The 24944-nt window shown below is 73.1% G+C and carries 21 protein-coding genes; 14 read left to right on the plus strand and 7 right to left on the minus strand.

The genetic code is table 11. The annotated features are described in order from the left end of the window. Positions 1 to 281 precede the first annotated feature (281 nt). Positions 282 to 1832 (plus strand): sensor histidine kinase, encoded by a 1551-nt coding sequence (locus AB0C21_RS19910; RefSeq protein WP_500205880.1) that lies wholly within the window; start codon positions 282 to 284, stop codon positions 1830 to 1832. A 33-nt stretch (positions 1833 to 1865) separates the two neighbouring features. After that, positions 1866 to 2540 (plus strand): response regulator transcription factor, encoded by a 675-nt coding sequence (locus AB0C21_RS19915; RefSeq protein WP_149259160.1) that lies wholly within the window; start codon positions 1866 to 1868, stop codon positions 2538 to 2540. A gap of 584 nt (positions 2541 to 3124) precedes the next feature. Here AB0C21_RS19915 and AB0C21_RS19920 read toward each other — a convergent pair. After that, positions 3125 to 3481 carry a MerR family transcriptional regulator gene (locus tag AB0C21_RS19920; protein ID WP_149259162.1) on the minus strand — a complete coding sequence of 119 codons (357 nt, stop codon included), beginning with the start codon at positions 3479 to 3481 and terminating at the stop codon, positions 3125 to 3127. A 158-nt stretch (positions 3482 to 3639) separates the two neighbouring features. On the opposite strand from AB0C21_RS19920, the gene ahcY (AB0C21_RS19925) reads away from it, so the two are divergent. From ahcY (AB0C21_RS19925) to AB0C21_RS19940, 4 genes are all read left to right on the plus strand, one after another. Then, the gene (gene ahcY / locus AB0C21_RS19925; RefSeq protein WP_149259163.1) at positions 3640 to 5070 is read left to right on the plus strand and encodes an adenosylhomocysteinase; all 1431 of its coding nucleotides are present in this window, start codon (positions 3640 to 3642) and stop codon (positions 5068 to 5070) included. 290 nt (positions 5071 to 5360) lie between these two features. Continuing rightward, a complete protein-coding gene (gene ahcY, locus AB0C21_RS19930; RefSeq protein ID WP_149259164.1) occupies positions 5361 to 6617 on the plus strand; it encodes an adenosylhomocysteinase in 1257 nt (418 codons plus the stop codon). A 3-nt stretch (positions 6618 to 6620) separates the two neighbouring features. Further along, positions 6621 to 7205: a hypothetical protein gene (locus tag AB0C21_RS19935; protein ID WP_500205882.1), complete on the plus strand. Its 585-nt coding sequence runs from the start codon at positions 6621 to 6623 to the stop codon at positions 7203 to 7205. A gap of 58 nt (positions 7206 to 7263) precedes the next feature. Further along, on the plus strand, positions 7264 to 8259 hold the full coding sequence (locus AB0C21_RS19940; RefSeq protein ID WP_500205884.1) for an LppU/SCO3897 family protein: 996 nt from the start codon (positions 7264 to 7266) through the stop codon (positions 8257 to 8259). A gap of 38 nt (positions 8260 to 8297) precedes the next feature. On the opposite strand, the gene AB0C21_RS19945 is transcribed toward AB0C21_RS19940, so the two are convergent. Next, positions 8298 to 9335, minus strand: a complete 1038-nt coding sequence (locus AB0C21_RS19945) for an RDD family protein (protein ID WP_500205885.1) — start codon at positions 9333 to 9335, stop codon at positions 8298 to 8300. Positions 9336 to 9406: 71 nt separating this feature from the next. Between AB0C21_RS19945 and AB0C21_RS19950 the strand changes: the two genes are divergently transcribed. Beyond that, the gene (locus AB0C21_RS19950; RefSeq protein WP_500205887.1) at positions 9407 to 10402 is read left to right on the plus strand and encodes a stage II sporulation protein M; all 996 of its coding nucleotides are present in this window, start codon (positions 9407 to 9409) and stop codon (positions 10400 to 10402) included. 235 nt (positions 10403 to 10637) lie between these two features. Here the strand turns inward: AB0C21_RS19950 and AB0C21_RS19955 are convergent, their stop codons facing one another. Genes AB0C21_RS19955 through AB0C21_RS19975 form a run of 5 tightly spaced genes read right to left on the minus strand, consistent with a single transcriptional unit; the run spans position 10638 to position 15979 of the window. Continuing rightward, a complete protein-coding gene (locus AB0C21_RS19955; RefSeq protein WP_500205889.1) occupies positions 10638 to 11930 on the minus strand; it encodes a DUF58 domain-containing protein in 1293 nt (430 codons plus the stop codon). Next, positions 11930 to 12898 carry an AAA family ATPase gene (locus AB0C21_RS19960; protein ID WP_500206179.1) on the minus strand — a complete coding sequence of 323 codons (969 nt, stop codon included), beginning with the start codon at positions 12896 to 12898 and terminating at the stop codon, positions 11930 to 11932. Before AB0C21_RS19960 ends, AB0C21_RS19955 begins: the two co-directional genes overlap by 1 nt. A gap of 56 nt (positions 12899 to 12954) precedes the next feature. Next, complete coding sequence (locus tag AB0C21_RS19965) at positions 12955 to 14151, minus strand: DUF4350 domain-containing protein (RefSeq protein ID WP_500205890.1); 1197 nt, start codon at positions 14149 to 14151, stop codon at positions 12955 to 12957. Next, entirely contained in the window at positions 14145 to 14822 is a 678-nt protein-coding gene (locus tag AB0C21_RS19970; RefSeq protein ID WP_149259172.1) for a DUF4129 domain-containing protein, read from the minus strand. The genes AB0C21_RS19965 and AB0C21_RS19970 overlap by 7 nt, the downstream gene beginning before the upstream one ends. Further along, positions 14819 to 15979: a hypothetical protein gene (locus AB0C21_RS19975; RefSeq protein WP_500205892.1), complete on the minus strand. Its 1161-nt coding sequence runs from the start codon at positions 15977 to 15979 to the stop codon at positions 14819 to 14821. Before AB0C21_RS19975 ends, AB0C21_RS19970 begins: the two co-directional genes overlap by 4 nt. A 286-nt stretch (positions 15980 to 16265) precedes the next feature. On the opposite strand from AB0C21_RS19975, the gene mtrA reads away from it, so the two are divergent. The 7 genes from mtrA (at position 16266) to AB0C21_RS20010 (ending at position 24889) form a co-directional block, all read left to right on the plus strand. Next, positions 16266 to 16943: an MtrAB system response regulator MtrA gene (gene mtrA / locus AB0C21_RS19980; RefSeq protein ID WP_021598338.1), complete on the plus strand. Its 678-nt coding sequence runs from the start codon at positions 16266 to 16268 to the stop codon at positions 16941 to 16943. Between the two features lie 88 nt (positions 16944 to 17031). After that, the gene (gene mtrB / locus AB0C21_RS19985) at positions 17032 to 18669 is read left to right on the plus strand and encodes an MtrAB system histidine kinase MtrB (protein ID WP_235036764.1); all 1638 of its coding nucleotides are present in this window, start codon (positions 17032 to 17034) and stop codon (positions 18667 to 18669) included. A gap of 8 nt (positions 18670 to 18677) precedes the next feature. Beyond that, a complete protein-coding gene (locus tag AB0C21_RS19990; RefSeq protein WP_500205894.1) occupies positions 18678 to 20462 on the plus strand; it encodes an LpqB family beta-propeller domain-containing protein in 1785 nt (594 codons plus the stop codon). 164 nt (positions 20463 to 20626) lie between these two features. Further along, positions 20627 to 21295 (plus strand): ComF family protein, encoded by a 669-nt coding sequence (locus tag AB0C21_RS19995; protein ID WP_500205896.1) that lies wholly within the window; start codon positions 20627 to 20629, stop codon positions 21293 to 21295. Positions 21296 to 21948: 653 nt separating this feature from the next. Continuing rightward, a complete protein-coding gene (gene hpf, locus AB0C21_RS20000; RefSeq protein ID WP_149259176.1) occupies positions 21949 to 22602 on the plus strand; it encodes a ribosome hibernation-promoting factor, HPF/YfiA family in 654 nt (217 codons plus the stop codon). 262 nt (positions 22603 to 22864) lie between these two features. Further along, positions 22865 to 23632, plus strand: a complete 768-nt coding sequence (locus AB0C21_RS20005) for a response regulator transcription factor (RefSeq protein ID WP_149259177.1) — start codon at positions 22865 to 22867, stop codon at positions 23630 to 23632. Positions 23633 to 23686: 54 nt separating this feature from the next. Continuing rightward, positions 23687 to 24889: a winged helix-turn-helix domain-containing protein gene (locus tag AB0C21_RS20010; protein ID WP_500205898.1), complete on the plus strand. Its 1203-nt coding sequence runs from the start codon at positions 23687 to 23689 to the stop codon at positions 24887 to 24889. Positions 24890 to 24944: the final 55 nt, after the last annotated feature.

Genomic DNA, 24944 nt, shown 5'->3' on the forward strand with positions numbered 1-24944 from the left:
CCGAGGAGGCGAGCCGCGGCCGTCCGGCGAGGTGCTTTCCCATGCCTCCCCGCCCGGACCCCTGAAACCGGGCGGTTCTGGTGTGACCGCGGCGACCCCGCCGAACCCCCTACGTCGGCGACGGCCACCGTCGCGGTCACGGTTAAGACACTACGTTCGCGGCACTCCTCCGCACGTCCCCCTCAAGGAGGGAAAGCGGGTGGTACTCCAGACGGATCCCCGCGTCCCGCATACACCCGCGTGGTGAGGCCACCGCCCGCCTCAGCGGTCAGTATTGAGGGGTGACGACCGACGACAAGGCCCGGACCGGACCCGACCCCGCGGGGTTCGGCCCAGCCGTCGCGCACCACGCGTGGCGGCTGTCCGGCCGGATCGTAGCGGGGGTCGGGCAGCTGCTGCTGTGGATCCTCACGGGCATCGGCACGCTCCTGCGCCCGCTGGCGGTCAGGCTCGGCGCCCGGCTGAACGGCGGGGCGGGACGCGGTCCCGGTGCCCCGCCCGGGCAGACGGCGCCGCTGCCCCGCTGGATCAACACGTGGCGGGAGGTCGTCGGGTCCTGGTACTTCGCGCCGCTGACCGGGCTGGCCCTGACGATCGCGGCGCTGGCGGAGCTCGCGCCGCGCGTCGACTCCCCGCTCAGCCTGGCGGGCGGGTTCGCGGTCGCCGCGACGCTCCCGCTCGTGTGGCGCCGGGAGAACCTGCGCGCCGTCGCGGCCGTCGTGCTCAGCGCGGTCGCGGCGAGCCTGCTCACCGGGCAGGTCCTGCTGGTCACGACCAGCTTCGCGGCCCTCTACACGCTGTACGCGCTGGGACGGCGGCTGCCCCGCCAGTCCACCGGCGTCCTCGCGGTCGGCAGCGTCGCCGCCCTCGGGGTCGTCTACCTCGCGACCGGGACCCTCGACGACGTCCCGTGGCCCGCGGCGATCGTCGCGGTGCTCGCCGCCATCGGCCTCGGCGACGCGCGGCGCGTCGTGGAGTCCGCCGGCCGGACGGAGGCGGAGGCCGCCGAGCGCACCAACGAGACCCTCACCCGGCTCACCGCCGTCCAGCGCGAGCAGGCCGTCATGCGCGAGCGCGCCCGCATCGCCCGGGAGCTGCACGACGTCGTCGCACACTCCGTCTCCATGATCGCCGTGCAGGCGGAGACCGCCCCGTACACGATGGAGAACCTGTCGCCCGAGGCCCGCGCCGGCTACACCGAGATCGCCAAGACGGCCCGGGAGGCGCTGGTGGAGATGCGGCGGCTGCTCAGCGTGCTGCGCGCCGACGCCGCGCCCGAGCCGGAGGCGGCGAACTCCCCGCAGCCGCGCCTGGACCGGCTGCCCGACCTGATCGAGCAGCACCGCGGCGCCGGCGGCCACGTCGACCTCGCCGTGCACGGCGACCCGCGCGCCCTGTCCACGACGGTGGAGCTGTCGGCGTACCGGATCGTCCAGGAGGCGCTGACCAACGCGCGGCGGCACGCGCCCGGCGCCGGCGTCCGCGTCGACCTGACGTTCCTGCCGGACCGGCTCGCGGTCCGCGTCCAGGACGACGGCGCCGCCGCGGCCACCCAGGTCCTGAACCGGCCGAATCCCGGCCCCCGTACAGCAGGAGCGGACCCCGCGGGCCCGACCGCCGCGGACGCCGGCCGCACCCGGCTGGAGGCGCCCGGATCAGCCGGCGGACATGGCCTCGTGGGGATGCGGGAACGTGCGACCATGCTGGGCGGGCGGTTCTCCGCCGGCCCGGCCACCCAGGGCGGGTTCCTGGTGGAGGCCGAGCTTCCGGTGACGAGTGAGGGGAATTCCATCCGTGGACACGGTTCGCAGGCGCCGCCCGGCCGCCCCTGACCCCGCCGTCCCCGCGCCTCCGGGGCGGCCGCTGTGATCAACGTGCTGATCGTCGACGACCAGACGATCGTGCGGGCCGGGTTCGCCGCCCTGCTCGCCGCCCAGGACGACATCACCGTGATCGGCGAGGCCGGCGACGGGCGGGAGGCCGTGGCGATCGCCGAGCGCCGCCGTCCGGACGTCGTCGTGATGGACATCCGGATGCCCGGCATGGACGGCATCGAGGCCACCCGCCGCATCCTCGCGCTGCCCGGCGCGGAGAACGTCCGGGTGCTGGTCCTCACCACGTTCGACGTGGACGAGTACGTCTACGAGGCGCTCGCCGTCGGCGCGAGCGGCTTCCTGCTGAAGGACGCGACCGCCGACGAGCTGGTCTCGGCGGTCCGGGTGGTGGCGCGCGGCGACTCGCTGCTGGCCCCGCAGGTCACCGGACGCCTCATCCGCGAGTTCACCAAGCAGCGCCGCAGCCGCCCGCAGGCCCCGTCGGAGCTGTCGACGCTGACCGCCCGCGAGACGGAGGTCCTCGTCCTGATCGCGGGCGGCCTGTCCAACGGCGAGATCGCGCAGCGCCTGTTCGTGAGCGAGCACACCGTCAAGACGCACGTGGCGCGCGTCTTCACCAAACTCGGCCTCCGCGACCGCGCCCAGGCGGTCATGCTCGCCTACGAGTCAGGCGTGGTCGTCCCAGGCGAGAACGCGGCGGGCTAGCCCCGGTAGGGCGGGTACCCGCCGTGCGGCGGATACGGCTGCCCCGGCGGCGGGTACGCGGGCTGCGCAGGCGGGTAAGAGGGCTGCGCAGCGGGCGGATATCCGCCCGGAGCGGCCGGTGGGTAACCGTGCGGCGCCGCGGGCGGGTACCCGTGCGGCGCGGCATGGCCCGGTTGACCGCCGTAAGGCGCGGGCGGGGCACCGTGCGGCGCGGGCGGGGCACCGTGCGGCGCGGGCGGGTGGGCAGCGTGGTGGACGCGGCGCCGCCGCCCGGACGTCCCGCCGACGAGGAACACGACACCGCCGATCGCCACGAGCGGCCCGACGACCATCATCAGGATGTTCTCGCGGCCGTTCTGCGACTTCTGCTGTGTTCATTGCAGTGCTCTCCTCCTTCGGGCCTGGCGGCCCTCCATCGTCGAGCACTGCGGGCGATCGCTGGCATCGCTCCGTCTCGCCTGGCGGCTCGCTGCGCGATCAGGTTCTCGCAAGCTCGAACCTGCCTTCGGACGCGATCGCAACCGGTCCGGTCGTTGAGTGGTTGCCGGGGTGGCTGAGGCTGTTGTTCGGACGAAAGTGGAGGTCTAAGGACGGCGGCGGAGGAGGCGCATTGCCTTTTCCTTTTCGAAGTCCAGGGCTCGGGTCGGTGGGGCGGAGAGGCGGCCTATGCGTTCGCCCAGTTCGCGTACGTGGGCCTGGACCTGGGGCTCTGCCAGGACTCTCAGGCCGAAGGCCAACTCGGCGGGGCCTATGTCGTAGCGCTTCTCCAAGGCCAGGGCCAGCGCCACCGCGCGCAGTTCGGCCTCGCCGAAGCGGCGGTGGCCGCCGCCGCGCCTGGCGAGGGCGGCCTCGCGGGTGACGGGCAGCAGGCCGAGGGCCTCCCGGTAGCGGAGCATCCGGGGCGAGGTGCCGAGCCGCCGGGCGGCCTCCGTGATACGCATGGGGTGATTCTGACAAATTCGTGTCAGGAAGTCCTCCTCGGCCGTGCCTTGGCGCGCCGGGCGGCCGTAGACTCGCCACCGTTGACGCGGCCGTGCACTCGCCCGTCAAGACCTCGCGTACCCGACGGCGCGCACATGACCAAGGGAGCAACGAAAGCATGGACTACAAGGTCGCCGACCTGTCGCTGGCCGACTTCGGGCGCCGGGAGATCCGGCTCGCCGAGCACGAGATGCCGGGCCTGATGGCGGTGCGCGAGGAGTACGCCGCCGCCCAGCCGCTGCGCGGCGCCAAGATCATGGGCTCGCTGCACATGACGATCCAGACGGCCGTGCTGATCGAGACGCTGGTCGAGCTCGGCGCCGACGTCCGCTGGGTCTCGTGCAACATCTTCTCCACCCAGGACCACGCGGCCGCCGCGGTCGTCGTCGGCAAGGAGGGCACCGTCGACGACCCGAAGGGCGTCCCGGTGTTCGCGTGGAAGGGCGAGACGCTCGAAGAGTACTGGTGGTGCACCGACCAGGCCCTGCAGTGGCCCGACGGCACCGGCCCCAACATGATCCTGGACGACGGCGGCGACGCGACCCTCCTCGTCCACAAGGGCGCCGAGTACGAGAAGGCGGGCGCCGTGCCGACCGCCACCGAGGACGACCCCGAGGAGTGGGGCATCATCCTCGACACCCTCCGCCGCACCATCGCCGACAAGCCCGGCCGCTGGACCGAGGCCGCCGCCGGCATCAAGGGCGTCACCGAGGAGACCACCACCGGCGTCCACCGCCTCTACGAGATGGCGAAGGCCGGCACCCTCGCGTTCCCGGCGATCAACGTCAACGACTCGGTCACCAAGTCGAAGTTCGACAACAAGTACGGCTGCCGCCACTCCGTCATCGACGGCCTCAACCGCGCCACCGACGTGCTGATCGGCGGCAAGGTCGCCGTCGTCTGCGGCTACGGCGACGTGGGCAAGGGCTGCGCCGACGCGCTGCGCGGCCAGGGCGCCCGGGTCATCGTCACCGAGATCGACCCGATCTGCGCGCTGCAGGCCGCGATGGACGGCTTCCAGGTCACCACCCTGGAGGACGTCGTCGACCGCGCCGACATCTTCGTCACCACCACCGGCAACTTCAACATCATCACGGCCGAGCACATGGGCCGGATGAAGCACCAGGCGATCGTGTCCAACATCGGGCACTTCGACAACGAGATCGACATGGCCGGGCTCGCCAAGGTCCCGGGCATCGAGAAGATCGAGATCAAGCCGCAGGTGCACGAGTGGCGCTTCCCCGACGGCCACTCCATCCTCGTCCTCGCCGAGGGCCGCCTGATGAACCTCGGCTGCGCCACCGGCCACCCGTCCTTCGTGATGTCCAACTCCTTCACGAACCAGGTCATCGCGCAGATCGAGCTCTTCACCAAGACCGACGAGTACCCGGTCGGCGTGTACGTCCTGCCCAAGCACCTGGACGAGAAGGTCGCCCGCCTCCACCTCGACGCCCTCGGCGTCAAGCTCACCGAACTCACCAAGGAGCAGGCCGCCTACATCGGCGTCCACGTCGAAGGCCCCTACAAGCCCGACCACTACAGGTACTAATTGCATTTCTCTCCTCCTTCGGGCCTTGGCGGCCCTCCATCGTCGAGAAACGCGGGCGATCGCTGGCATCGCTCCGACTCGCCTTGCGGCTCGCTGCGCGATCAGATTCTTGCTTCGCTCGAATCTGCCTTCGGACGCGATCGCGGATGTCGGGGTCGTCGCGGGGTTGCTGTGGTGGCTGAGGTCGTTGCGATACGGCGATCGCTGGCCTCGATCGGGGGAGAGTGCGCGTATTGGGACTGCCGGACGGGGGTCACCCCGTCCGGCAGCCGCTTCGTAAGGGTGTGTTGATGAGCGATATCGCGGATCGGTCGTTGGCGTATGAAGGCGTCAAGCGGATCGAGTGGGCGGATCGGAGCATGCCGGTGCTGCGGCAGATCCGGGAGCGGTTCGCCGCCGAGCGGCCGCTGGAGGGGTTCAAGGTCGCGGCGTGCATGCACATCACGACCGAGACGGCCGGGCTGATCCGCACCCTTCAGGCGGGCGGCGCGAGTGTGGCGTTGGCGTCGTCCAACCCGCTGTCCACGCAGGACGACACCGCCGCGGCGCTCGTGGAGGAGTACGGGGCCGAGGTGTTCGCTCGCGCGGGCATCGACCGAGAGGGGTACTACGCGCACATCCACCAGGCACTGGAGACCGGGCCCGACTTCGTCCTGGACGACGGCTGCGACCTGGTCAACACCCTGCACACCGACCGGACGGATCTGCTCGGCACGGTGAAGGCGGGGTGCGAGCAGACGACGACGGGCGTCATCCGGCTGCACCAGATGGCCCGCGAGGGCGCGCTGAAGTTCCCCGTGGTCGCGGTGAACGACACCGACACCAAGCACATGTTCGACAACCGGTACGGGACGGGCCAGTCGACGCTCGACGGGATCGTGCGCGCGACCAACACGCTGCTGGCCGGCAAGACCGTGGTCATCGCGGGCTTCGGCTACTGCGGGCGCGGGCTGGCCGAGCGGGCGCGCGGCCTCGGGGCGCGGGTCGTCGTCACCGAGATCGACCCGGTGAAGGCGCTGGACGCGACACTGCAGGGTTTCGCCGTCCTGCCCATGGCCGAGGCCGCCGAGGAGGGCGACGTCTTCATCACGGTCACCGGGAACCGCGACGTCGTGAACGCCGACCACCTCGCCGTGATGAAGGACGGGGCCATCCTCGCGAACTCCGGGCACTTCGACGTCGAGATCGACGTGCGCGCCCTCAGCGACATGGCCGTGGAGGTGCACCACGGGATCCGGCCGCAGACGGACGAGTACGTGCTGGCCGATGGGCGGCGCCTCGTGCTGCTCGCGGAGGGCCGTCTCGTCAATCTGGCCGCCGCGGAGGGCCATCCGGCGGCCGTGATGGACATGTCGTTCGCCGACCAGGCCCTCACGTGCGCGTGGCTGGCCACGGCCTGCGAATCGCTGCCCGCGGCCGTCCACGACGTGCCGAAGGAGATCGACACGGAGGTGGCGCGGCTCAAGCTGGCGTCGATGTCGGTCTCCATCGACCTGCTGACGCCGGACCAGGAGGAGTACCTCCGGTCCTGGCGCATCGGGTCCTGACCCGTGCCCGCCGGGACGTACCTGCACCTCGACGAGGGGGTCGAGGAGCGTTTCCAGTGCGCGCCCGGGCCCGGCGGGTGGCGGTACACCTCCACGCGCTCCGACGGCGTCCGCGTGGACCTGGTCGTCGACGCGCGCTGGCGGCAGATCCGCGTCGAGGTCGTCACGCCCGGCTGGTGGGTGCGCGGCGGCGTGACCGGGCGCGAACTGGCCTGGGTGCGCGCCGCCGGTGAGACGGGCACCGAGCACGCCGAGCAGGCGTCGGGCTTCCTCGCCGACTCGCCGGGCTTCCTCGTCGCCGTCGCCCGGTCCTTGGGGCTGGACGAGGGCGCGCAGACCGATGTCCGTCTCGTCCGGTTGAGCGGGACGTCGCTGTCGGCCCTGACGACCCTGTGGCGCTGGCGGCTGGCCGGGACGTCCATGTACGAGACGGAGACCGAGCCGCTGCCCGTCGCGGAGTACGAGGTCACCGACCTCTCCACGGGCGAGGTCGAGACGGTGCACCTGGCCGGGGACGTCGTGCTGGCCGCGCCCGGAATCGAGCTCACCGCCCTGGAGTCGCCGCCGAACACGGCGAACCTGCCCTGACCTGCCTGCGGTATCTTCTCGTACCTCTCCCGACAAGATCATGTATGGAGGTTGTGCCGTGTACGGGCAGGTTCCGGAGGGGCCAGGTCAGGGGCAGGGGCCGGGCCAGGGCCAGGGGCAGGGCTGGGGGCAGCCGCCGGCGGGCGGCCCGCCGATGCCCGGCCCGTTCCCGCCCGCCGGTCCGCCGGGGCCGCCGCCGGCGAAGCGGCCCTCGCCGATCGTGTGGGCGGCCGTGGCGGTCGCGGGCGCGGTCGTGCTGGCCGGCGTCGCGTTCCTGGCGCTCAACGGGACGGGCGCGCCGACCGGCCCGGTGAAGGCCGAGCAGTGCGTCGACACCGCGTTCGGGATGGACGACGGCGACCGGATCCCGCCGAGCCTCCGGGTGAGCTGCGACGACGCCAAGGCGAAGGCCAAGGTGCTGAAGGTCGTCGGCAAGCGCGAGGCGTCGGCCTTCCGGTTCGGCGCGCGTGCCGAGCCCGACTGCCCCGCCGGGACCGACGGCTTCACGAACGTCCGCGGCAAGAAGGACGACAGGACCTACTACGAGGCGTGCGTGCGCAACGTCAAGGGCTCCCACCCGGGCGACCCGGGCGCGGGCGGAGGCTTCCTCGCGGCGGGCGACTGCGTGAGCAGCGGCTCCGTCGGCTTCGGCAAGGAGCAGCCGTGCTCCAAGCCGGACTGGTACGGCAAGGTGGTCGCACGCGTCGCCACGGAGAAGTCGTGCCCGTCCAAGACGCTGGAGACCATGAAGATGCGGTCCTTCGGCGGGGGCGGCGATGTGGCGAACCCGGTGCTGTGCCTGGGTGCGGGCGGCGGCGTGCTGTCCCCTGGCGACTGCATCGAGGACCCGTCGTTCAACGTCGGCGACCTGGGCAAGGCCCAGTGCGGGTCCAGCGACGCCGTCGCGAAGGTCGTCGGCAGGGTGGCCACGGCGAAGGAGTGCCCGGCCGAGGCCACGAACTACATGACGAGCGAAGGCGCCTTCCGGCCGGTGCTGTGCCTGAAGAAACTGCGGCCGACCCTGAGCGAGCGGCTGCGCTCGCTCCCCGGGTAGGGCGCCGCCCTCGATCTCCGGTGCGCCCGCCCCGCCCGTCAGTAGCCCGGATAGGGGCCCTGCGGCTGCGGAGGGCCGGCGGGGCCCGCCGGGTACGGCGCGGGCGGCCGGGGCGCGTTCAGGACGTTCTGGTACGGCCCCGCGCCGTACTCGGGCGGCGGAAGGAACCGCGGCTGCCCGGGCCCGGGACCGCTGAACGGCGGGGGAGCGGGGGGACCCTGCCGCGGCGGGCCGGAGGGCGGGGGCCCCGCCATCGCCATCGCCGGGACGGGAACGGGCGCGGCGCCCCACGCGGGAAGGCCGAGGCGGCGCATCCGGCGGGCGCGGCGCTCGGCGAGCCGCCGCTCCTCGCGGTGCCGGCGCTCGGCGAGGACGGCCGACAGCAGGATCTCGGGCCGCACGCCCGGCGGCGGTGGCGGGCTCACCACCGCGACGACCTGCGAGGCGATCCGCTGCCCCAGCGAGTCGCGGACCTCCGGCAGCAGTTCCCAGAACCGCGACAGGTACTGCCGGGCCGTCATCGCCAGCTCGTCCGACAGCATCGACAGCTCCAGCGTCCGCGCCCACCAGGCGAGCTGCGGCGGCATCACCGCGACGGGACCGAACAGCGCCGACGCGGGCACCCGCTCCTGGATGACGATCGTCCCGGCGAAGAGGTCGCCGAGCCGCTTGCCGCGCCGGTTGCAGAACGACGTGATCAGCGCGGGCGAGCCGTAGAACATCCAGAACTCGACGAACCCGGCGAGCGCCCGCACCAGCGCCTGCCGGAACCGGACCGGCCCGCCGTCGTCGCCGACGACGCGCAGCCCGAGGGCCATCTTGCCCGGCGTCCGCCCCCGCGTGAGCGTCTCGAACAGGCACGGGTAGCCGACGAGGACGGCGACGACGCCGAGCAGCGACAGCCCGACCGTCCACGCCTCGTCGGCCACCAGCGAGGTCATCGACGTCACGTAGACGACGCTGTTCAGCAGCACGCCCTGGATCATCAGGTCGAGGAGGAGGGCGCAGCCGCGGCTGGCCAGCCGCGCGACCCGGAGGTCGAGCGCGACGGCCTCGCCGGTGACGAGATCGGCCATATCCTCTTCCTCCAAATCCGGCGGATGGCCCATTGTGCCGGTTTCGCGGGCCGACGCGTTAGTCTCGCCGGGTGGACGTCGACGCCTACGTGGCCGAGCACAACGCCGAATGGGTGCGCCTCGAACGGCTCATCAACCGCGGCCGCAGGCTGACCGGCGCGGAAGCCGACGAACTGGTCGAGCTCTACCAGCGCACGGCGACGCACCTGTCGGTCGTGCGGTCCAGTTCGCCGGACCCGCAGCTCGTGGGACGGCTGTCGTCGCTCGTGGCGCGCGGCAGGGCCGCGGTGGCGGGCGCGCAGGCGCCGCTCTGGCGCGACGTCACCCGCTTCGCGACCGTGTCGTTCCCGGCCGCCGCGTACCGGATGCGGTGGTGGTGGATCGGCAACGCCGTCCTCGGCAACCTGCTGGCGCTCGCCCTGGCGATCTGGGTGGTGCACAGCCCCGAGGTGCAGGGCACCATCGGGACGCCGGACGAGATCCGCGAACTCGTCGAGCACGACTTCGCGAACTACTACACCGAGCACTCGGCCTCGTCGTTCGCGTTCCAGGTGTGGGTCAACAACGCCTGGGTGTCGGCGACCGCGCTGATCTTCGGGATCCTGCTCGGCATCCCGACCGTGTTCGTCCTGCTGCTGAACCAGGTCAACCTCGGGATCAGCGGCGGCCTGATGTTCGCCTACGGCAAGGGCGACGTGTTCTTCGGGCTGATCCTCCCGCACGGCCTGCTGGAGCTGACCGCCGTCTACCTCGCCTGCGCCGGCGGCCTCAAGCTCGGCTGGACGATCATCGACCCGGGCCCGCGCCGCCGCGGCCAGGCCCTCGCCGAGGAGGGCCGCGCGGCCGTCAGCATCGCCATCGGCCTCGTCGCGGTGCTGTTCGTGTCCGGCCTCATCGAGGGCTTCGTGACCGGCTGGGTCCACATCACGTGGCTGCGCATCGCGATCGGCGTCGTCGCCGAGGCCGCGTTCCTCGGCTACGTGATCGTCCTGGGCCGCCGCGCCGTCCGCCAGGGCGAAACCGGCGACAGCGACCTCCACCCCGACCTAGTTCCGGTCTCTGGCTGAGTTACCTGCGCTTCTCTCCTCCTTCGGGCCTGGCGGCCCTGCTGTGCCTATTGCAGTGCCCTCCTCCTTCGGGCCTTGGCGGCCCTCCATCGTCGGGCACTGCGGCGATCGCTGGCATCGCTCCGTCTCGCCTCGCGGCTCGCTGCGCGATCAGATTCTTGCTTCGCTCGAATCTGCCTTCGGACGCGATCGCAACCATTGAGGTCGTTGTGTGGTACGGCCCGGGTTGGGGTTCTTACAGCCTTCCTGCGGCCTTTAGAGCCAGGTAGGCGTCGGCTAGGGCGGGGGCTATTTCTGCTGGTGGGGCGTCCACGACTTCTACGCCGTGGCCTCGTAGTTCGGCCGTGAGGCGGCGGCGTTCGGCTCTCGCGCGCTCGGCGGCGGCCGCGTCGTAGACGGACGCCAGGTCGCCGCGGGCCTCCGCCATCTCCGTGAGCCGCGGGTCCGAGACCGCGGCGATCATGACGAGGTGCCGGGCGGTGAGCTGCGGCAGCAGCGGCAGCAGCCCCTCCTCGATCGCGGCGGTGTTCAGCTCGGTGAGCAGCACGACGAGGCACCGCTGCCGGACGCGCGCCATCAGCGTCGACACCATTCCGGCGGCGTCGCATTCGAGCAGCTCCGGCTCCAGCGGCGCGAGCGCGTGCACCATCGCGGGCAGCAGGTCGGTCCGGGACGCGCCCTCGACGCGGGCGCGGACGCGGCGGTCGTAGGCGAGCAGGTCGACCCGGTCGCCGGCGCGGGACGCGAGCGCGCCGAGCAGCAGCGCCGCGTCCATCGAGCAGTCGAGCCGGGGGATGTCGCCGACGCGGCCCGCGGACGTGCGGCCGGTGTCGAGGACGAGGTAGATGCGCCGGTCGCGTTCGGGACGCCAGGTCCGCACGACCACGTCGCCGCGCCGCGCCGTGGCGCGCCAGTCGATGGAGCGGACGTCGTCGCCGTCCACGTACTCGCGCAGGGAGTCGAACTCGGTGCCCTGCCCGCGGATCAGCGCGACGTGCGCGCCCGTCAGCTCCCGCAGCCGGGCGAGCTTGGCCGGCAGGTGGCGGCGGGACGGGAACGCGGGCAGCGCCCGGACGGTCCAGGGCGCGGAGCGGGAGAGCTGCCGCGCGGCCAGCCCGAGCGGCCCCACGGAGCGGACGACGACGGTGACGGCCTTCCGGTCGCCGCGGCGCGTGGGCGTCAGCGCCATCTCGACGCGGCGCCGCTCGCCGGCGGGCACGTCGACCTTCACCACGCGGGGCGCGGCGCCCGCGCTCGGCGGCCACACGTCCCGCAGCCGGGCCTTGAGGCGCCGCCGACCGAGGTTCTCCACGACCAGCGCCACCTGGGCCGTCCCGCCGAGGCGCACGCTGGTGTCGCCGGCGCGGTGGAAGCGCAGGGCCCGCACGTTCCCGGCCAGGGCGAGGTCGGCGACGACGCCGAGCAGCAGGGCGCCCCACACCGCGAACAGCGTCCACCAGCTCGGCGCGAACAGCGGGACGATCGCGCCGAGGAGGGCCAGCAGGCCGAGGCGGCCGGTCAGCGCCATCAGCGCGGGGCGGGGACGTGGGCGAGGATGCCCTCCAGCACGCCGTCGGCGGTCGCGCCCTCCAGCTCCGCCTCGGGACGCAGCTGGACGCGGTGCCGCAGCGTGGGCCTCGCCAGCGCCTTCACGTCGTCCGGGGTGACGTAGTCGCGGCCCGACAGCCACGCCCACGCGCGGGAGGTCGCCAGCAGCGCCGTCGCGCCGCGCGGCGACACGCCGAGCTGGAGCGACGGGGACTGCCGGGTGGCCCTGCACAGGTCGACGACGTAGGCGGCGACCTTGGGGTCGAGGTGGACGGTCCGGACGGCGGCCTGCCCGGCGGCCAGCTCGGCCGCTCCGGCGACCGCCTTCACCTCGGACAGGTCGCGCGGGTCGAACCCGGCCGCGTGCCGCTGGAGCATGGAGATCTCCTCGTCCCGGGTGGGGACGGGCACCGTCAGCTTGACCAGGAACCGGTCGAGCTGGGCCTCGGGCAGGGGATAGGTCCCCTCGTACTCGATCGGGTTCTGCGTCGCGCACACCACGAACGGGTCGGGCAGAGCGCGCGCGGCGCCCTCCACCGAGACCTGGCGCTCCTCCATGGCCTCCAGGAGGGACGCCTGCGTCTTCGGCGGCGTCCGGTTGATCTCGTCGGCGAGGAGGAGGTTGGTGAAGACCGGCCCCTCGCGGAACTCGAACTCCGCCGTCCTGTTGTCGTACACCAGCGAGCCGGTCACGTCGCCCGGCATCAGGTCGGGGGTGAACTGGACGCGCTTGAAGTCGAGGTCGAGGGCCCGCGACAGCGTCTTGATGAGCAGCGTCTTGGCCGTGCCGGGGACGCCCTCCAGCAGGACGTGGCCGCGGCAGAGCAGCGCGATCACCAGCCCGGTCACCACGGAGTCCTGACCGACGACCGTCTTGGCGACCTCGGCGCGCAGGGCCGCGAGCGCCGCGCGGGCCGTCTCGGCCTGGCGCCGGGCGTCCTCGGAGATCGTGCCCGGCCCCGCGCCGCCGGGCACGTCGTCCTTCCCGAGCTCTACAGGGGGGTTCAAGACTCGCGTACCTGCCTTTCCAGGTCGTCGAGGACGTCCGTGAGGGCGATCAGCCCGGCGTCGTCCAAGGGTTCAGGACCGTACAGGGCCGCTCCGACGTACGTCTCGTCGTACGCCGTGCGGCGGGCGACCGCCGTGACGATCTCCTGTGCGGCGGAGGGGTCCTGCGCGCTGCTGCGGGGCAGCCCGAGGAGCGGCACGAGCCGTTCGCGCGCGCCGGAGCGCAGGGCGTCCGAGGCCCGGTCGCGGGCGCGCCCGGCGCGGTACAGGCGGGAGAGGCCCTCGACCGTCTCGGCGGACCGGACGACGACGGGCAGCGCCTCCGCCACGACCGGGCCGAGGCGGCGGGCCCGCCACAGGGCCACCAGCAGCACCGCGACGAGCAGTTCCAGGATGAGCAGCTTCACCCCGAACGGCAGCAGGTCGCCGAGCGACCGCTGCCCCGCGCCGGCCCCCGCCTCGGGCAGGCCGGGGGCGAGCCAGACCGCCGAGGAGCCCGCGCCGACCAGGTTCATGGCCAGCGCGGCGTCGCCCTCCTCGGCGAGCCTCCGGTTCGTCAGCGGGGCCGTCGCGCCGAGCACCGTGACGGTGTGCACGCCGTCGCGGATCTGGACGAGCCTCGCGCCGCCGTAGCCGGCCCCGTAGCAGGCCGTGGAACCCGAGGCCTCGTAGGTGTCCGACTCGTGGAAGGCCACCTTGCCCGCGAGCGTCGCCGCCGGCAGGTCGCAGCCCGGCTCGGCGCTCTCGTCGAACGACGGGCCCTTCCTGCGCACCTGCGGGGCGAGCGCGTCCAGCGCGAACGACGTCGGCCGGACGAGCAGGACGTCGGCCGGTGCCGAGCTCAGCCGGGCCAGGTCGTCCTCGGTGAGCCGCTCGGTGCGCGTCACCACCAGAACCGTGCCCGGCGCGGCCGCCACGAGGGCGTCGCCGGTGCTCCGGGCCACCGTCACCGGCGTGCCGTGCCGCCTGAGGATCTCGGCGAGCGCCCGGCTGCCGTCCCGCTTCGGCGACTCCGGGTCGAGCTCCTCCGCCGACGCGGCGGGGCGCAGCGCGGCCAGCGCCACCGCGACCGCGACCAGCGCGAGGACCGCCGCGACGATGCCCCGCGCCGACCGCCAGCGGCGCCCCGCGACCTGCCGGGCGGACGGCTCGGCCGCCGGCGCCCCGCCGCGCGGCGGGGAGGCCGTCACCATCGCGGCCCCCCTTCGTCGCCGGATCCGGCCAGGGTGAGGTCGTCGGACTCCAGCGGCTTCGGCCGCGCGGCCCGCAGCCGCTCGTCCAGCTCCTTCATCCGCGCGTATCCCTCCGGGGTGCCGGGACGGTCCCCGTACCAGACGTCGTCGAAGATCCGCACGCCCGCGGCCAGCTCGCCCGCCAGCTCCGGCACCGCCTCGCCCGCCTCGGCGGCCAGCTCGTCCGCGGTGCGCCCCGGGCGCGCCGCCAGCACCGCCCGCTCCTCGAGGTCGCGGGCGATGGCGCGCAGCCGCTCGCGGATCGCCTCGGCCCACCGCCCCTCCGCCGCGTGCCGCTCCGCGGCCTCGCGGTGGTCGAGCGCGGTGGACGGCGCGTCCTCCAGCAGCGGGCCCTTGCGGGAGCGCGGGTTCCGGCGCCCCCACATCAGCCACACCACCAGCGCCACCGCGACCAGCACGATCACGATGATGACGACGATGGACAGCCATCCGCCGCCGCTGCCCTGCGACTCCGGCGCGGGCGCCTTCTGGAAGAGGTGGCGCAGCCACTCGGAGAAGTCGTCCCAGAGGCGCTCCAGCCCGGACGGCTTGTCGCGCTGGTAGATCTGCTTCTCCAGCTCGCGGCGGGCCATCTCGCGGGCCTCGTCGCGGCCGATCGGATCGAGAATCACGTGCCCGCCCCCGTCCACGGACGCGCCTGCGGCGGACCCGTCCGCCACAGGCCGATGAACCCCTCGTCGTGCTCCCCGGCGCCGTCCTGCTCGCCGCCGCCTTCCTGCTCCCCGCCGGTCCCCTGAGCCGCGCCGGTCCCTTGCGCGCCGGCGGGCGCTCGCGTCCCCGCGGCGTCCCGCTCGCCGGCGGCGACGGCCGCGGCCGAGCGGCCCCGGGTGCGCAGGTCGAGGTCGAAGCCCTCGCGGCGCATCCGCCGGTCCATGTAGAGCAGCGCGATCACACCCGCGTCGAACGGCATCACCACGGACCAGGCCACGATCCGGCCCGCGGTGTCCACCGCGAGCGCGCCCATCGTCGCCTCGCTGCCGGAGGCGTCGCCGAAGAAGATCAACTGCGCGAACAGGAACGGGATCCGCAAGGCGAAGAAGCCCATGAACACGGTCACGAGCAGGGCCAGCACCAGCGTCCCGCACGTCCGGAACCACCGGCCCTTGGACAGCGTCCTCGCGCGGCGCAGCGCGCCGCCCACGGTCTGCCGCTCCAGGACGACCGCGGGCACCGCCTGGACGAACAGGATGTACAGCCACACCATCAGCCCGATGCCGATGGGGAAACCGAAGACCCCCGCGAGCACGGTCAGCGCCGGATGCGCCCCCACCGCGATCAGCACGAAGAACGGGACGATCGGCAGGACCAGCGCGCCCAGGGAGATGCCCATGACGGCCGCCGTCGTGGCGATCAGCCGTCCGAGCCGGGGCCTGGCGTCGCGCCACGCCTGCCTGGGCGCGATCGGCATGCCCAGGAGCTCGCGCCCCAGGATCGGCGCCATCAGCCCCGCGAGCAGCAGGATCCCGAACGCCGACAGCACCATCCCCAGCAGGGACAGCGTGAGCTGAGCGCCCAGCGACTCCATCAGCACGTCGGGGGTGACCTCGTCGCGGGCCTCCTCGCCGATGAAGAAGTAGGCCGCGACCGAGCTCGTGGCCTGGATCAGCGTGGCGGCCGCCGCCGAGAGGCCCAGCGTGGCGCGCGGCCTGCGGCGGATCCCGGCGATGGCGCCGTCCAGCATCTCGGAGATGGACATGGGACGGAACGGGACGCCCCGCGTCACGTCGGCGGCGTCGGCGGCGTCGTCCCAGCCGTCCGGTCCCGGCATCCCGTCTCCCTGCGATCTCCGGCGGGGGTTGGCGGCGTGTCCGCCCGTGCCCGTTCTGGGCCCGTTCGCGACCGCCGGTCAGGTCATCCTGTCACGGGCGCGGCGTGAAACTTGCGATGGTTTGGGGAGTCGCCCCCGATCGCGAGTCGGCCGGACGGTTCGAGGGAGCGCCGTATGACGCAAACGCGGGTAACCTTGCACGCCGAGGCATATCTCTCCCTGGCGAGGTGGCGCCGGAGCATCGCGCCCCACTCCACCGAACCCCGACTTTGTGACGATGAGGGCCATGAGAGGACGTGTACTGGTCGTCGACGACGATCTCGCACTCGCCGAGATGCTCGGCATCGTGCTGAGAGGCGAGGGCTTCGAGCCCTCCTTCGTCCACGACGGCGACAAGGCGCTCGAGGCGTTCCGGGAGACCCGGCCCGACCTCGTGCTGCTCGACCTGATGCTGCCGGGGGCCGACGGCATCGACGTGTGCCGGCAGATCCGCGCCGAGTCCGGCGTGCCGATCGTCATGCTGACCGCCAAGAGCGACACCGTGGACGTCGTCCTCGGCCTGGAGTCGGGCGCCGACGACTACATCGTCAAGCCGTTCAAGCCCAAGGAGCTGGTGGCGCGCGTGCGCGCCCGCCTGCGCCGCACCGACGAGCCGGCGCCGGAGACCCTCCAGATCGGCGACATCACCATCGACGTCGCAGGCCACTCGGTCAAGCGCGGCGACCGGCACATCCCGCTCACCCCGCTGGAGTTCGACCTGCTCGTCGCCCTCGCCCGCAAGCCCCGCCAGGTGTTCACCCGCGAGGTGCTGCTGGAGCAGGTCTGGGGCTACCGGCACGCCGCCGACACCCGGCTGGTGAACGTGCACGTCCAGCGGCTCCGCGCCAAGATCGAAAAGGACCCGGAACGGCCCGAGATCGTCGTCACCGTGCGCGGTGTCGGCTACAAGGCCGGCCCGGCCTGAGGCCCCTCCCGCCGTGCCGCCGTCCCCGTGACACGCCGATGACCCACCAGCGCCCCTCCCCCCCGCCGCGCCGCCTCGCGGACCTCCCATGAACGTCGACATGCGGAGGGCGAAGCGGTTCGTCCGGCGCGGGCTGGGCGCCGTCCGGCGCGTCCTGCAGGGCGGAGCGAGCGCCGCCTACCTGCGCTGGCGGCGGTCGATCCAGGTCCGGGTCGTCACGTCCACCCTGTTCATCTCCGCGATCGTGGTGGCGATCCTGGGCGCGTTCCTCATGCAGCAGGTGTCGTCCGCGCTGATGGACGGCAAGGTCAAGGCCGCCCGCCTCCAGCTGGACGACGGCCTGGCGCAGGTCCAGCGCGACCTGGGGAACACCACCGGCGACGGCAGCAGGCTGAACTCGACGATCGACCGGCTGAAGGCGCGCAGCGGGCCGTCCGGGCTCTACGAGGTCTACATCCGCGACACCACCGAGCAGTACTTCGACGGGTACAGCACCAACGAGCTGCGGGAGGAGAGCGTCCCGAAGCGGCTCCGCGAGGAGCTGAGGAACGCGCCCGCCGGCTCCCGCGCCTACACCTACGGCAAACTGTCCTACTTCGGCCACCGTCCGGACGAGCGCGGCCTCATCGTCGGCGGCAGGACCGGCCAGTTCGAGCTGTACTACCTGTTCCCGCTGACGCAGGAGCAGCAGACCCTCACCAACGTCAGCCGGTCCCTCGCCGGCGTGGGCATCGTCCTGGTGCTGCTCCTGGCCGCGATCGCCTCCCTCGTCACGCGGCAGGTCGTCATCCCGGTGCGGCTCGCCGCCCAGGGCGCGCAGCGGCTCGCCGCCGGACGCCTCGAAGAGCGCATGCGGGTCCGAGGGGAGGACGACCTGGCAAGGCTCGCCCGCTCCTTCAACGACATGGCCGCCAACCTCCAGGAGAAGATCGGCGAACTGGAGGACCTGTCCCAGGTCCAGCGCCAGTTCGTCTCGGACGTCTCCCACGAGCTGCGCACGCCCCTGACCACCATCAGGATCGCCGCGGACATGCTCTACGAGAGCCGCGACGGCTTCGCCGACCCGTCCGTCGGACGGTCCGCGGAGCTGCTGCAGAGCCAGCTGGAGCGGTTCGAGTCCCTCCTGGCCGACCTGCTGGAGATCAGCCGGCACGACGCGGGCGCCGCGACGCTCGACGCCGAGTCCCTCGACATGCGCGACCTCGTGCTGCGCGTCGTCGGCGACATCCAGGGCCTCGCCGAGCGCAAGGGCAGCAAGGTCATCCTGCAGCTGCCCGGCGAGCCCTGCATGGCCGAGGTCGACCGCCGCCGCGTCGAGCGCATCCTGCGCAACCTGCTCGTCAACGCCGTCGAGCACGGCGAGGGCGAGGACATCGTCGTCTCCGTCGGCGCCGACCGCGACGCGGTCGCCGTCGCCGTCCGCGACCACGGCGTCGGGCTGAAACCGGGGGAGGGGCAGATGGTCTTCGACCGCTTCTGGCGCGCCGACCCGGCCCGCGCCCGCACCACCGGCGGCACCGGCCTCGGCCTGTCGATCTCCCGGGAGGACGCGCAGCTGCACGGCGGCTGGCTCCAGGCGTGGGGAGAGCCCGGTGCGGGGTCCCAGTTCCGCCTCTCGCTGCCGCGCGTGGCCGGGGCCGAGCTCCGGGGCTCGCCGCTGCCGCTCGTCCCGCCCGGGGCCGGTGACGCCCGCCCGCTGTTCGCGGAACTGGAGGCGGGCGAATGAGCCCCTGCGTGGGAACCCGGCGGATCACGCGGCTGCTCGTCGTCGCCGTCCTGGTCCTCGGCGGCGCCGGATGCGCGAACGTCCCGAGCGGCGGGCAGGTCGTCTCCGGCAGGCCGCCCGAGCGGGCCGAGCGCGTCGACGACCCGTACGTCCGGCTGATCCCGGTGAAGCCGCGCCCCGAGTGGGGGCCCGACCAGATCGTCTCGGGGTTCCTCGCCGCGTCCGCGAGCTTCGACGACGGCCACCGGGTCGCCAAGCAGTACCTGTCCGGCCAGACGTCCTGGAACCCCGGGCTGCGGCCCTTCGTGACCGTGCTGGCGAGCCGTATCACCGACCCGCACGTGATCAAGTCGTCCGGCGACCAGGCCACCGTCCGCGTCACCGGCGAGGAACTCGGCACGATCACCGCCGACGGCCAGTACACCGCCTCCCCGAAGGCGCTCGACGCCACGTTCCAGCTCGCCAAGACGCCGCAGGGCGTCTGGCGCATCACCGGCCTGCCCGGCGACGACAAGGCCGGCCTGCTGCTCACCAAGGACGACGTCGAGCGCGCCATGCGCACCGTCAACCTGTACTTCTTCGCGCCCGACCGGCGCACCCTCGTCCCGAACGGCGTCTTCCTGCCCGTCGTGAACCGGCAGACCCTGCCCACCCAGCTCGTCCAGGCCCTGCTGGCCGGCCCGACCTCCTGGCTGAACGGCGCGGTCGACACCGCCTTCCCGGAGGGCACCCGGCTCCGGCGCGGCGTGCAGATCGACAAGGACGTCGCGACCGTCGACCTCACCGGGCAGGCCCGCGGCGGCGACGTCGAGCGCATGTCGGCGCAGCTCGCGTGGACGATGCGGCAGCTCTCGGAGATCAAGTCGTGGCGGCTGTCGATCGAGGGGAAGACCGTCGCGCCCGACGACATGGACGCCACCCAGCCCGTGAACGCCTGGGAGGGCAACTCGCCCGACGGCCAGGTCCCGGGCGAGGGCGTGCGGCAGAACGCCTACGTCGTCGGCCCCTCCGGCTTCCTCGGGACCCTGGAGAGCGACCGCGCCCAGCCCGTGGTGACCGGCGCCGCGGGCCGCCTGTCCCGCCCCGCGGTGGCCCCCGACCACCAGGAGCTCGCGGGCCTGAGCGCCGACCGGAGCCAGGTCCTGGTCGCCGGCCCCGTCACCGGCCAGCCCGTGCCCCGGCTCCTGCTGACCGCGCGCCCCGGCGCCCACTTCACCCCGCCGACGTGGAGCCACGACGGCACCCTGTGGATCGTGGAGACGAAGAAGAACGAGTCCTCGCTGTGGGTGCGCAGGCGCGGGCAGCCGCCCGTCCGGGCGGCCCACTGGGGCCTGGGCGGCCGCGAGGTCCTCGCCTTCCGCGTCGCCCGCGACGGCGTCCGCGCGGCCGTGATCGCCCGCATCGACGGCCGTCCGCAGGTCCAGTTGGGGCGCATCGTCCGGGCCCCCGACGGCGCCTTGGACGTCGGCTCGTTCCTGCCCGTCAGCTCCGAACTCCAGGACGCCGTCGACCTCGCCTGGCGCGACTACGGCACCCTCGCCGTCCTGGGCCGCGCCAAGCGCGACTCGCAGACGCTTCCGTTCCTGATGCCGATCAGCGGCAGCGCCATCACGTCGCTGGGCGTCGGGTCGCTCGGCGAGCCCCGCACGATCGCCGCCGCCCCCGGGGCCCCGATCCTCATCGGCACCCGCTCGTCCGGCAAGGACCAGGTCTGCCGCCAGCGCTCCCCGAGCAACTCCTACAGCGCCTGGATGTGCCCCACCCCCGCCAAGGACCCCTCCTACCCCGGCTGAGGGCCCCTCCTGGCGGGCAGAGGGCTCTGGCAGGGAGGGTCGCGGCGGGCCGGAGGCGCGACCGCCCGTCGCCGCCGATCTCTGTCACGGCGTGGTCGCCGAGAGTTATCCACAGTTTGTGGACGGCGGGGCGGCGGCCGGGCGGGCTCGGCATCGTCGGGGGCATGAGTGTTCTCGCCGATCTGATCGACCTGCTGCTTCCCCAGCACTGCGCAGGGTGCGGGAAGCATCCGGTGCTGCTCTGCGACGCGTGCGCACGGCCCCTGCGGGCGGCCGCGCGGCCTGCCGGGCAAGCGCCCGCCGGCCTGCCCCCTCCGTGGACGGTGGCCGCCTACGAGGGGCCGCTCCGGACGATCCTGGCCGCCTACAAGGAGCGCGGACGTGCGGCGCTCGCCGTCCCGCTGGGGGAAGCCCTGGCGACCGCCGTCCATGCCGCCCTGCCCTCCGGGCCCGATCCGCCGCCGGTGGTGGTGTGGGTGCCGTCGGGGCGCCGAGCCGTGCGGCGGCGCGGCCACGATCCGTTACGGGGCGCGGTCGACGTCGCGGTCCGGCGGCTTCGCGCGGACGGGGTTCCCGTGACCGCGCTGGACGCCCTCCGCCAGCGGGGGCGTGTCGCCGACCAGGCGGGGCTGTCCGCCAAGGAGCGGGCCGCCAACCTCAGCGGAGCGGTCGAGGTGCGGGCCGAGGTCGCCGGGCGCCGCCTCGTCCTGGTGGACGACGTGGTCACGACGGGCGCCTCCCTCGCCGAGGCCGCCCGGGCCCTGCGCGCGGCCGGAGGGGAGGTGACCGCGGCGGCCACCATCGCGGCGACGCCCCGTCACCGCCCCTGGTGACTCCATGTAGCGAAAGATGTCGGACTGGTGTGGTGTGAGGGGAATGAGTGGAGTTAATCAAGTCACATTCGGACGTCGAGGGGTAGAGATTTCGCAAACTCACCGCGAGGCCAGTCCCGGCTGACCTGGGCGGGCGTCGGGCCCGTAAGCGGCGCGTACACGGGGGTTCCGCGCCTGTGAGGGGGCCGTGGAGGGGCGGCGGGAGATCCCGCTGAGGCAGTCAACGATGACGGTCAGTGAGTTTTTCCTCGCCTCACCCCCCTGACATTCGTGGCGTAAGGGGTTAGCGTTCCTGACATGGCACCCGCCCGGGTCCGTGGTTGCGTTGGATCGCAGTGCCCGTCAGGGGCACGGCAGACGATCCGGCTAGCCGATGCCAGGCGCAGGCGAAACGGCCCACGTAAGGCGACTTCTCGTCGACCGATCACGGTGCGCCTTAGAGGTAAGTCCTGCCCCGTCGGGGGATCCGACATCCCCCGAACCGGGAGAAGGGCAGTAGTGGCGAGAGCGCCGCGAGCCCCTCAGCAGGCGGATGTGGGGACGAAGACCAGGTCGGCCGGGCGGGTGCGACCCATCGTCCTGTGGTACCCGTCCGGGGCCCCCAGGGTCCCGGAGCGGGCAAGAATCGCAACCGGGAGAAGGGGGGTCCCCGCGTGAACATCACCGTCAGGGGCCGGCACACCGAGGTCAACGACAGGTTCCGTCGGCACGTCGACACGAAACTGGCCAAGATCGAGCGGCTCGACCAGAAGGTCATCCGCGTGGACGTGGAGGTGTCCGAGGAACGCAACCCGCGGCTCGCCGACCAGCGCGAGCGGGTGGAGCTCACGATCCGCTCCCGCGGCCCGGTGATCCGGGCCGAGGCCGCCGCGGACGACCGGTACGGAGCCCTCGACCTCGCTCTGGACAAGCTGGAGTCACGGCTGCGCCGCGACTCGGAGCGGCGCAAGGGCCACGGCGGCAAGGGCCGCGCCAAGCTCGCGACGATGGAGACGATCCCCGAGGCGTTCCCCGCCGCTCCCGCGGAGCCCGCCGCACCGGCCGCCGAGGTCGAGGAGGAGGCCGAGCCCGCGGCGATCACGCAGGAGGAGAACCTCGTCCCCATCCCCATGGACGGCGACGGCCCCATCGTCGTCCGCGAGAAGTTCCACAAGGCCGAGCCGATGGGCATCGAGCAGGCCCTCTTCGAGATGGAGCTCGTCGGCCACGACTTCTTCCTGTACCGCGACAAGTCCACCGGGCACCCCTCGGTCGTGTACCGGAGGAGAGGCTGGGACTACGGAGTCATCAGGCTCGTCGAAGAGTGATGCCGTACTCGCATCACGTGACCGCCTGAACCATGTCATGATCTGAAAAGGCGCATGAGCCGAGCCACGACGCGGCGCGTCCCGGGAACCTCCCGGGGCGCGCGGCGGTTGAACGGGAGACACCCCGGTCCGAAATCCCCCGGGTTCGTCCCCGGACCCCGTAAGTTCCCGAGGACCACCCGCAGGAGAACGACCCTCCGGCAGTTCCATATCGCTGAATAGTGAGAGGGGGAAGCGGCGTCTCCTCCACGCCGCGACTCTGGTGAGCGAGAATCCCGAGCCTCGCGACGCCGCGGCGGTACCCCGCCAGACCGGCGCCGGCACCGCCCCCGCCGGCCGGGAGGCGGCATCGCCGACCGGAGCGGCAGACCCCATCCGCGTGCTCATCGTCGACGACCACGCGCTGTTCCGCCGCGGCCTGGAGATGGTCCTCCAGGGCGAGGACGACATCGAGGTGATCGGTGAGGGCGGCGACGGGCAGCAGGCGGTCGAGATGGCCGGCGACCTGTTGCCGGACGTCGTGCTCATGGACATCCGCATGCCGCGCCGCAGCGGCATCGAGGCGTGCACCGCGATCAAGGACGCGGCGCCCAGCGCGAAGATCGTCATGCTGACCATCAGCGACGAGGAGGAGGACCTCTTCGAGGCGATCAAGGCGGGCGCCAGCGGCTACCTGCTCAAGGAGATCTCCATCGACGAGGTCCCGCAGGCCGTCCGCGCCGTGCACGGCGGCCAGTCGCTGATCAGCCCGTCGATGGCGTCCAAGCTCATCACCGAGTTCGCCGCGCTGGCCAAGCGCAGCGACGAGCGCACCCAGCAGGTCCCCGCGCCCCGCCTCACCGAGCGCGAGATGGAGGTGCTGCGGCTGGTCGCCCGCGGCCTCGGCAACCGGGAGATCGCCCGCGAGCTGTTCATCTCCGAGAACACGGTGAAGAACCACGTCCGCAACATCCTGGAGAAGCTCCAGCTCCACTCCCGGATGGAGGCGGTCGTCTACGCCGTCCGCGAGAAGCTCCTGGAGATCACCTGACCTTCGGCCACCGGCAATCCGGTTTTGTCGGTGTTGTGCCGTAGCATCGCCCGCGTGGTGGAACTCAGCGCGGACGAGGCACGGCGGCTCCAGCTGCGCGCCCAGGGCTTCCTTGGGGCGCGCCCGAAGGGGGGCGTTCCGGCGATGCTGGAGCGGCTCGGCGCCGTCCAGCTCGACACGATCTCGGTCCTGGCCCGCTCCCACGAACTGGTGCCCTACGCCCGCCTCGGCCCGGTAGGGCGGAACAGGATCGAGGCCGCCTACTGGGAGCGGCCGACCGGCGGGCGCCGTTCTGGCGGGCCCGGGGCGTTCGAGTACTGGGCCCACGCCGCGTCCATCCTGCCCATGGCCGACTGGCCGCTGTTCGCTTTCAGGCGCCGCGCCTACCTGCGCCGGGGGTGGCGCTGGCACAAGGTGCCCGAGGGCGTCTGCGACGAGATCCGCGCCCGGCTGGCCGCGGACGGCCCCCTCACCACCAAGGAGCTCGGCGGCGCCAAGGCCAGCGCCGAGTGGTGGGACTGGAGCGACCACAAGATCGGCATCGAGTGGCTGCTGGACATCGGCGAGGTGGTCTGCGTCGAGCGGGTCGGCTGGCGCCGCGTGTACGACCTCGCCGAGCGCGCGGTCCCCGCCGAGCTCATGGCGCGGGACCTGGACGACGACGCCTGCCTGACCGCCCTCGTCGCCCGCGCGGGACGGGCTCTGGGCGTGGCGACGCGCGCCGACCTCGCCGACTACTACCGGGTCAAGCAGGACCAGGTCGACCGGGTGGTGGAGGCGACCGGGCTCGTTCCGGTCGAGGTCGCGGGATGGCCCCAGCGCGCCTGGGCCGATCCCGAGGCGCTGGCCTCACCGCCCAAGGGCAGGCACGCCACCGCGCTGCTCTCGCCGTTCGACTCCCTCGTGTGGGACCGCGCCCGCGCCTCCCGCGTTTTCGGCTTCGACCACCGCCTTGAGGCGTACGTCCCGAAGGCCAAGCGCGTCCACGGCTACTTCGCGATGCCGCTCCTCGCGGGCGGCCGTCTCATCGGGCGCGTCGACCCCGCCAGGGAGGGCCGCACGCTGATCGCCCGCCAGGTGTCCATGGAGCCGTGGGCGACCCGCACCGCCGCCCGCACGGAGTCTTCGGCGGCGGCGCTCGCCACCGCCCTGTGGCGCGCCGCGGCGTGGGTCGGCTGCGACGACGTCCGCATAGAGCGCACCACGCTGCCCCCCACCCTCCTCAACGCCGCCCTGGCGACCGCCACCCCCTCCTAGCCCCGCACCCCTCCGCACAGCCGCCACAGGGCCCGCACAAGGGCTGGCACGGAGG

It is taken from the genome of Spirillospora sp. NPDC049024 (assembly GCF_040649235.1).
In the GTDB taxonomy this organism is placed as follows: Bacteria; Actinomycetota; Actinomycetes; order Streptosporangiales; family Streptosporangiaceae; genus Spirillospora.

What these genes read in the sequence shown, in the direction of transcription:
- AB0C21_RS19920 (WP_149259162.1), bottom strand. Translation starts at nt 3,481, where the DNA reads ATGCGTATCACGGAGGCCGCCCGGCGGCTCGGCACCTCGCCCCGGATG.
- ahcY (WP_149259163.1), top strand. Translation starts at nt 3,640, where the DNA reads ATGGACTACAAGGTCGCCGACCTGTCGCTGGCCGACTTCGGGCGCCGG.
- ahcY (WP_149259164.1), top strand. Translation starts at nt 5,361, where the DNA reads ATGAGCGATATCGCGGATCGGTCGTTGGCGTATGAAGGCGTCAAGCGG.
- AB0C21_RS19945 (WP_500205885.1), bottom strand. Translation starts at nt 9,335, where the DNA reads ATGGCCGATCTCGTCACCGGCGAGGCCGTCGCGCTCGACCTCCGGGTC.
- AB0C21_RS19955 (WP_500205889.1), bottom strand. Translation starts at nt 11,930, where the DNA reads ATGGCGCTGACCGGCCGCCTCGGCCTGCTGGCCCTCCTCGGCGCGATC.
- AB0C21_RS19965 (WP_500205890.1), bottom strand. Translation starts at nt 14,151, where the DNA reads ATGGTGACGGCCTCCCCGCCGCGCGGCGGGGCGCCGGCGGCCGAGCCG.
- AB0C21_RS19975 (WP_500205892.1), bottom strand. Translation starts at nt 15,979, where the DNA reads ATGCCGGGACCGGACGGCTGGGACGACGCCGCCGACGCCGCCGACGTG.
- mtrA (WP_021598338.1), top strand. Translation starts at nt 16,266, where the DNA reads ATGAGAGGACGTGTACTGGTCGTCGACGACGATCTCGCACTCGCCGAG.
- mtrB (WP_235036764.1), top strand. Translation starts at nt 17,032, where the DNA reads ATGAACGTCGACATGCGGAGGGCGAAGCGGTTCGTCCGGCGCGGGCTG.
- AB0C21_RS19995 (WP_500205896.1), top strand. Translation starts at nt 20,627, where the DNA reads ATGAGTGTTCTCGCCGATCTGATCGACCTGCTGCTTCCCCAGCACTGC.